This is a genomic window from candidate division WOR-3 bacterium, assembly GCA_039804165.1.
Taxonomy (GTDB): Bacteria; Hydrothermota; UBA3072; order UBA3072; family UBA3072; genus JAFGHJ01.
In genome coordinates this window covers 1-6,068 of sequence record JBDRZZ010000045.1, presented here as the reverse complement: position 1 = coordinate 6,068, position 6,068 = coordinate 1, and the positions used below count along the sequence as shown (strand labels likewise).

The window sequence follows — 6,068 nt, the reverse complement described above, 5'->3', positions numbered from 1 at the left end:
GAGATTTTGTATCAGCATACGGAACTGGATTTTGGGACGACTTACGATTTCTTCACTCTTGGGACAGCGATAGCCCCTTTATCTTTAACAGGAGCTTTTTCGTTTATGCGGATTGCGACAGAAGACATACCGGTAACAGAGGCAGGAGAGGACACGATTCCAGGGACGGATTACAGGGAGATAATATACAAAGGGACAGCGACCTACCGTGCATCCTGCTACACTTTTTCTCTTTCAAAGAGGATAAGAGATTTTGGTATTGGGGTAAGTGGTAAATTTATCGATATGTTTCTTTATCAATATTCTGGGAGAGGTATAAGCACTGATATTGGTGGGTATTACGAGAGTAAGTTTTTCTTTGTCGGTATTGCATTAAAGGATATTCTGAATTCTGGGATAAGTTGGAGTAGTGGGCTAAATGAAGAGCTTTTGCCAGTTGGTTCTGTGCTTTGTGGGGTGAATCTTTTTCGGGAAGAAGGGTGGTTTAAGGAGGGTATAATTATAACTGGTAGAGTTGATAAAGTTTTTAGGAGGGGAATTGATCCAATATACTACGGAGGTCTTGAGTGGAGTGTTGCAGGGGTTTTGCCTCTTAGATTCGGAATAGAGGATGGGAGGATTGCCTTTGGGATGGGTTTTAACTCCGAGCATTTATATTTTGACTATGCGTATTCAACAAAGGAAGAAATAAAGGGTAATCATAATATTTCTGTTGGATGGAGATGGTAGAAGGCGCAAACCGCAATCCGCTTACCGCTAACCGCTAGAAAGGAGTAAAAATGAGAAATGTAAGAGAATATGATGTATTTAATGTCTCTCATAAGATGACACTGGAGATATACAAATTAACAAAAAGTTTCCCGAAAGAAGAGATATGTGGGCTTGTAAGTCAATTGAGAAGGTCGACATATTCAATACCAATGAATCTTGGAGAAGGTGGAGGGAGAAAGGGTGAAAAAGATTTTGCTCGGTTTGTAAGCATAGCTCTTGATTCCTGTGAAGAAGTTAGATATCAATTATTACTTTCAAAGGACCTTGGATACATTGATAATAAAGATTATGAAAGAATTGAAAGTGAATATGAACGAATAAAAATGATGCTTTCAAAACTTTTTTCGCGGGTTGCGGAAAGCGGGGGGCGGATAGTGTAATTATTATGATTTCTATCATTCTTCTTTTCTTAATTGTAGAACCTTTTAAGGTTGAACTGACCGAAGAGGTGAAAGTTCCAGTTTCTTCGGAGGAGGTTCTCAAGATAAAAACATTCGGGAATTATACTTATTTTCTTTTGAAGGATAAAATTCTTAGAGAAGGGAATGGGATTATTAAGTTTGGGAATTTTGGAATGGAAGAGGGGGAGCTTACAGGGCCTGTTTCTATTGATATTGAAAATGGAAGAGTTTTTGTTCTTGACCGAGGCTCAAAAAATATAAAAGTTTTTGACCGTAATGGGAATTTTCTATTTTCAAGGGAAATTGAAACTGAAGAACCAACCTCGATTGCGATTTCTGGTGAAAAAGTATTTATCTTAGATCCTTTAAAATCTCAAATTGATGTTTATGGAGAAAGTTCTCTTTCTTATTCATTTGGACATTTTGGTAAAGGGGAAGGTTTTATCAATTCTCCTCTGGATATAGATGTAATAGGAGGGAGAGTCTATGTTCTTGAGAGGGATAGGGTTTCTATTTTTTCCGAGATTGGGGATTTTATCCAGGCAGTGAATCTAAAGAACGGAAAATCAATTTCTGTGGATAAATACATAAGTATCTTAACTGATAGCACAACAATTCTTTTTGACCAGAGTTTCAAGAAGATTGGGTGTTTTAAAGGGGAATTTTCGGCAACAGAGGGTAAGAGATTGGTTATTTTTGAAAATGGCATCTTGAGGAAATATAATATAGGGTATAGTTATGAGGGTAAATAGGAAAGGTGGAAAAGGGATTTAATTAATGGTTTTTTTGTTGTTTTTAATTTTTGAGAGCGATACAATAAATTTAGGTGATACGACGTATATCAATGTCACGGGTAGAAACACTTTCTTTTACCAGGGAAAGTATTTACTTTCTGGTTCCACACCCCCTGAGTTTTATCCTTTTACTTTAAGAAATAATGTTCTACAATTAAATGTTGATGGGAAAATAAAAAGTTTGTTACTTGAAGGGGAAGCCTATCAGGGTAGAAGAGAGGAAGAAAATACAGCTTTCTTTTCTCTTAAAGGTGAACATATTGAAGGCTCTATGGGAGATATTCCAGTATCTCTTGGTGGACTTTTGATTCAAAATAAATCTATAAGAGGTGTAAAATTGGGCTTAAAATCTTCGAAAGTAGACGGGGAAGGTTTTTATTCTCTGCCAAGAGGGACTTCCATCCGGGAGAAAATTAAAGGGGATGGGACTTCTGGCCCTTTCCAGCTTGCTAATTCTCCAGTTCTTGTAAACACAGAAATCGTGAAAATAGGAATTGGTCTTGCTTTAAAGAAACTCGAAAGGGGAACTGATTACAGGATGGACTATACTCTTGGGAGGATAACTCTATTAAATAGAATTTTGTCCCATGAGGAAGTGATGGAAGTTGAGTATGAATATGAGAAAGAGGAAGGGAAATCCATTTCTGGAGGAGAAATCACTTTAAAACCGTTCAGTTTTTTATCTATTGGAGGAAGTGGAGTTAATACAGGAGGTTATTCACTTCAAAGTCGTCTCGGAACAGAAGACTTGAATCTGAAGGTTGAAGGAGCGGATGATGGAGGAGGAAATAAAGGTTTAAGAGTGGATGGAGGAATGAAAAATGGGATTTTTGAACTTGAGGGGATTTATAGTGCAACAGGGGAAGAGTTCAACGTAATTGGAAAAGGTCTTGAGCCTGGAGAAGAAATCGAGGTAAATGGTGCCATAACTCCTATTTCCCAACTAAAGATAACTTCCTCTTACAGGGAGAGAAACGAAGAGAATGATAGAATGTTTCAGGTGAATTTGTATAATTTTCAGTATAATTACAAGAGATATGAAGGATTCAATCACTATTCTTCTCATTGTTTACTCGCAAAACAAAAAATTGGAGGGGTTAACTTTAGTGGCAATACAGAGTTCGAGAGGAGAGATTCACTTCGTATTTATAAAATTGGTGGAGGTATTGATTATAGTAGGGGCTTATATGGTATAAACATAACAAGTTCTTATGGAAAAGGAGATTTTGAAGAGACGGATAGCGAAGGAAAGATCTGGTGGACTCCAAAAAGGGGGATAAGTGTCTCAAGTTCGGCAGAAATAAAGAGATCAGACCTCTACTCGCCCATTACGGTTCTTCAGTCCAATTACAATTTTTCTTCTCTTTCTTTATTTCGTTCAAGCGGTCAATACACGATTCAATCGGTAAGAAGAAATCCTGGGAAAGAAGATGAACCTGGGGAGAGAACCACCGGTTCTTTTAGGTTCGATACCTATCCACTTAAGTGGTTTTCTTTTTCTTATAACCCGAGTTTTTCAAAATCGAAAAGTCTTATAAGAGGGACAGTATTCCAAAATTCGGAGATTCATAGTGTAAGTTCAAGGATTTATAATAGAGCTTTCAGCATTACTGGGTTAAAAGAATGGAGAAAAAGTTATTCTTTGAATTACGATGACGTGAAAACACAGGACAATAAAGAAGAAAGAGAGAGAGTAAATATAATGTGGGGTCCTCTTTCTTCTCTTTCTTTTGGAGGGGAATATTCGAATTTAGATGGAGATGGTCTTTATAGAATTTTACGACCAACACGAGAAGACTCTGTTGGGGATACTCTAATTCAATATAGGACAAGAAGAGATAGAGTTCTTGGTTTAAACACCACATATTTATTGAGAGATAAAGGGAAGGCTGTAGTTAAATACGAGAATAGAATATATGAACTTCGAATTCCTGATTCGCTTCCCACAGCAACAACCGAGAATAGAATTACCTTAAGAGGAGAGGAGAGAGTAAAGGAACTTTTGAATTTTTACCAGGAAATGTTTTTGGCTCATAAAGAAGGTCTTGAGCCTTTTATATACAGAAGTGGAGAAGTGTCATATGAGGTAATCGGTTTTGAGACAGGAGTTAGTTTTATTCCGAAAGATGGAATAAATGGAAGAATATTTTTTGGTTATGAGGAAGCTTATTCTGGAGCTTCTTTTACAAAAAAGAACGGAGGTCTTCTTCTCTATTTTAAAAGAGGGCCAATTTTCTTTGATGGAAATGGGAAATATGAAGTTTCTTCTAATCCAGATTATAAAACTCTCGAACTCTCTATAAACGCAGGCCTCCAAGTTGAGTAGAATTTATTTTTTGATAAAAATATCAAACATTTGAATTCCAAAGATTGAAACCAGACTTACAATTATTCCTGCGATAAACACTCCTACAATTATTGAAAGAAAAGATTTTCTTTTTTGCATTTTAAAAAACCACGCACCAAGAGTTCCAGTGTATGCACCCGTAACAGGTAAGGGAATGGCTACAAAGAGAGTTAATCCAATATATCCGTATTTCTCTATTTTTGGGCTAAGGTTTTTTCTTGTTCTTTCAAGGAAGAAATTGAATGTTTTTCTATATAAATTTATTTTCATTAACAAATTGTGAATGGAAGAGAGAAATAAATAGAAGATTGGGAAAACAAGAATGTTGGAAGCAACACTTATGGGAAAGACAACATAAATTGGAATTCCAGAAGAGAGTCCTAATGGAATACTCCCTCTTAGCTCAGATATAGGGAGAAGAGAAAGAATTACAATTTTTATAATAGGATCCATAAAATTATAATTAATTATGGAGGTGAGCGGGCTCGAACCGCTGACCTCCTGCGTGCAAGGCAGGTGCTCTACCAGTTGAGCTACACCCCCAAAATGGGCCTAAGTGGATTCGAACCACTCACCTTTCGCTTATCAGGCGAACGCTCTAACCGACTGAGCTATAGGCCCTTTATTTTCTAAAAATATACAAGCTCTTTCGGAAATGTCAAGAGTGATTATTTTTATAATTGTTAAATTTAAAAGGAGATGGTTTACACTTTAGAGAAGTGTGAAAATTAAAGAGAGCCGAGCGAAATATTTTCGTAAAGATGGCTTATGTAAAACGAGAAAGGAATAATAAAGGAAAAGAGCATTTTTTGTGAAATCAACAGATACCTGTTTTTCTTTAATAGAGTGAGAAAAATAGAGTGAGAAAGAACTTAAAAAGGAAGGATAAGAGTTCCGAACCTCGGTTTGTTCTTGATAGTGATAAACTTCTGGAGATAAAGGTGGATTTGTCTCTTCCACGGAGTCGGCCCTTAAGAAAATGATGAAAAATGACTTTAATATAAATTGGATGTGTAAACCATTTAGGATTGGAAACTCTATATTTTTATAAAAATTTTTTGAAAAAAGGGGGTTGACAATAAGAAATATTGCATTATATTAACATTCGGGCAGTAGCTCAATTGGAAGAGCGCCTCTTTCGCAAGGAGGAGGTCGGCGGTTCGAATCCGCTCTGCTCCAAAGGAAGAGTAAGATTTGAAGGATAAAGAAAATCCTCTCATAAGGGTAAAAGAGAGGTATTGTTCTTTGTTTTTATGCTGGTGTAACTCAGAGGTAGAGTAGCTGATTTGTAATCAGCCTGTCGGGGGTTCGATTCCCTCCACCAGCTAAAAAGTGAAAGGAATTAATGGGGAGGTTCCCGAGCGGCCAAAGGGGACGGACTGTAAATCCGTTGGCATAAGCCTTCGGTGGTTCGAATCCGCCCCTCCCCAAAAAAGCGGGAGTAGCTCAGCTGGTAGAGTAACGGCCTTCCAAGCCGTTTGTCGCGGGTTCGAATCCCGTCTCCCGCTTTGTGCCCATGTAGCTCAGAGGGTAGAGCGCATCCTTGGTAAGGATGAGGTCGGCGGTTCAAATCCGCTCGTGGGCTAAAAGAGAATTGGGAGAGAAATTAATTTTAAGGTAAAAATAAAATATTAAGGAGGTATATAATGGCGAAGGGCAAGTTTGATAGGACGAAGCCGCATTTAAATGTTGGGACGATTGGACATGTAGATCATGGGAAGTCCACGTTGACTTCTGCGATAACAAAGGTTTTAT

The 6,068-nt window shown here is 37.5% G+C and carries 6 protein-coding genes and 7 tRNA genes; 10 read left to right on the top strand and 3 right to left on the bottom strand.

Annotated elements, in window-relative coordinates:
* The 4 genes from ABIN61_09120 to ABIN61_09105 all read left to right on the top strand — a co-directional run.
* Positions 1–729: hypothetical protein (locus ABIN61_09120; GenBank protein ID MEO0294356.1), on the top strand; the 729-nt coding region annotated here is incomplete at its 5' end.
* Positions 730–779: 50 nt separating this feature from the next.
* Positions 780–1,151, top strand: a complete 372-nt coding sequence (locus ABIN61_09115; protein MEO0294355.1) for a four helix bundle protein — start codon at positions 780–782, stop codon at positions 1,149–1,151.
* A 5-nt stretch (positions 1,152–1,156) separates the two neighbouring features.
* A complete protein-coding gene (locus ABIN61_09110; protein ID MEO0294354.1) occupies positions 1,157–1,924 on the top strand; it encodes a hypothetical protein in 768 nt (255 codons plus the stop codon).
* A 25-nt stretch (positions 1,925–1,949) separates the two neighbouring features.
* Entirely contained in the window at positions 1,950–4,292 is a 2,343-nt protein-coding gene (locus ABIN61_09105; GenBank protein ID MEO0294353.1) for a hypothetical protein, read from the top strand.
* Between the two features lie 3 nt (positions 4,293–4,295).
* Here ABIN61_09105 and ABIN61_09100 read toward each other — a convergent pair whose 3' ends face one another.
* The 3 genes from ABIN61_09100 to ABIN61_09090 form a co-directional block, all read right to left on the bottom strand.
* Positions 4,296–4,766 (bottom strand): small multi-drug export protein, encoded by a 471-nt coding sequence (locus tag ABIN61_09100; GenBank protein MEO0294352.1) that lies wholly within the window; start codon positions 4,764–4,766, stop codon positions 4,296–4,298.
* Positions 4,767–4,783: 17 nt separating this feature from the next.
* Positions 4,784–4,856, bottom strand: a tRNA-Ala gene (locus ABIN61_09095).
* Positions 4,857–4,860: 4 nt separating this feature from the next.
* Positions 4,861–4,934, bottom strand: a tRNA-Ile gene (locus tag ABIN61_09090).
* Positions 4,935–5,420: 486 nt separating this feature from the next.
* On the opposite strand from ABIN61_09090, the gene ABIN61_09085 reads away from it, so the two are divergent.
* The 6 genes from ABIN61_09085 to ABIN61_09060 all read left to right on the top strand — a co-directional run.
* Positions 5,421–5,492, top strand: a tRNA-Ala gene (locus ABIN61_09085).
* Positions 5,493–5,568: 76 nt separating this feature from the next.
* Positions 5,569–5,640, top strand: a tRNA-Thr gene (locus ABIN61_09080).
* A 20-nt stretch (positions 5,641–5,660) separates the two neighbouring features.
* Positions 5,661–5,743: transfer RNA gene (locus tag ABIN61_09075), tRNA-Tyr, on the top strand.
* Between the two features lie 5 nt (positions 5,744–5,748).
* A tRNA-Gly gene (locus tag ABIN61_09070) sits at positions 5,749–5,821 on the top strand.
* Between the two features lie 4 nt (positions 5,822–5,825).
* A tRNA-Thr gene (locus tag ABIN61_09065) sits at positions 5,826–5,898 on the top strand.
* A gap of 61 nt (positions 5,899–5,959) precedes the next feature.
* On the top strand, positions 5,960–6,068 hold a 109-nt coding region (locus ABIN61_09060), incomplete at its 3' end, for a GTP-binding protein (GenBank protein ID MEO0294351.1).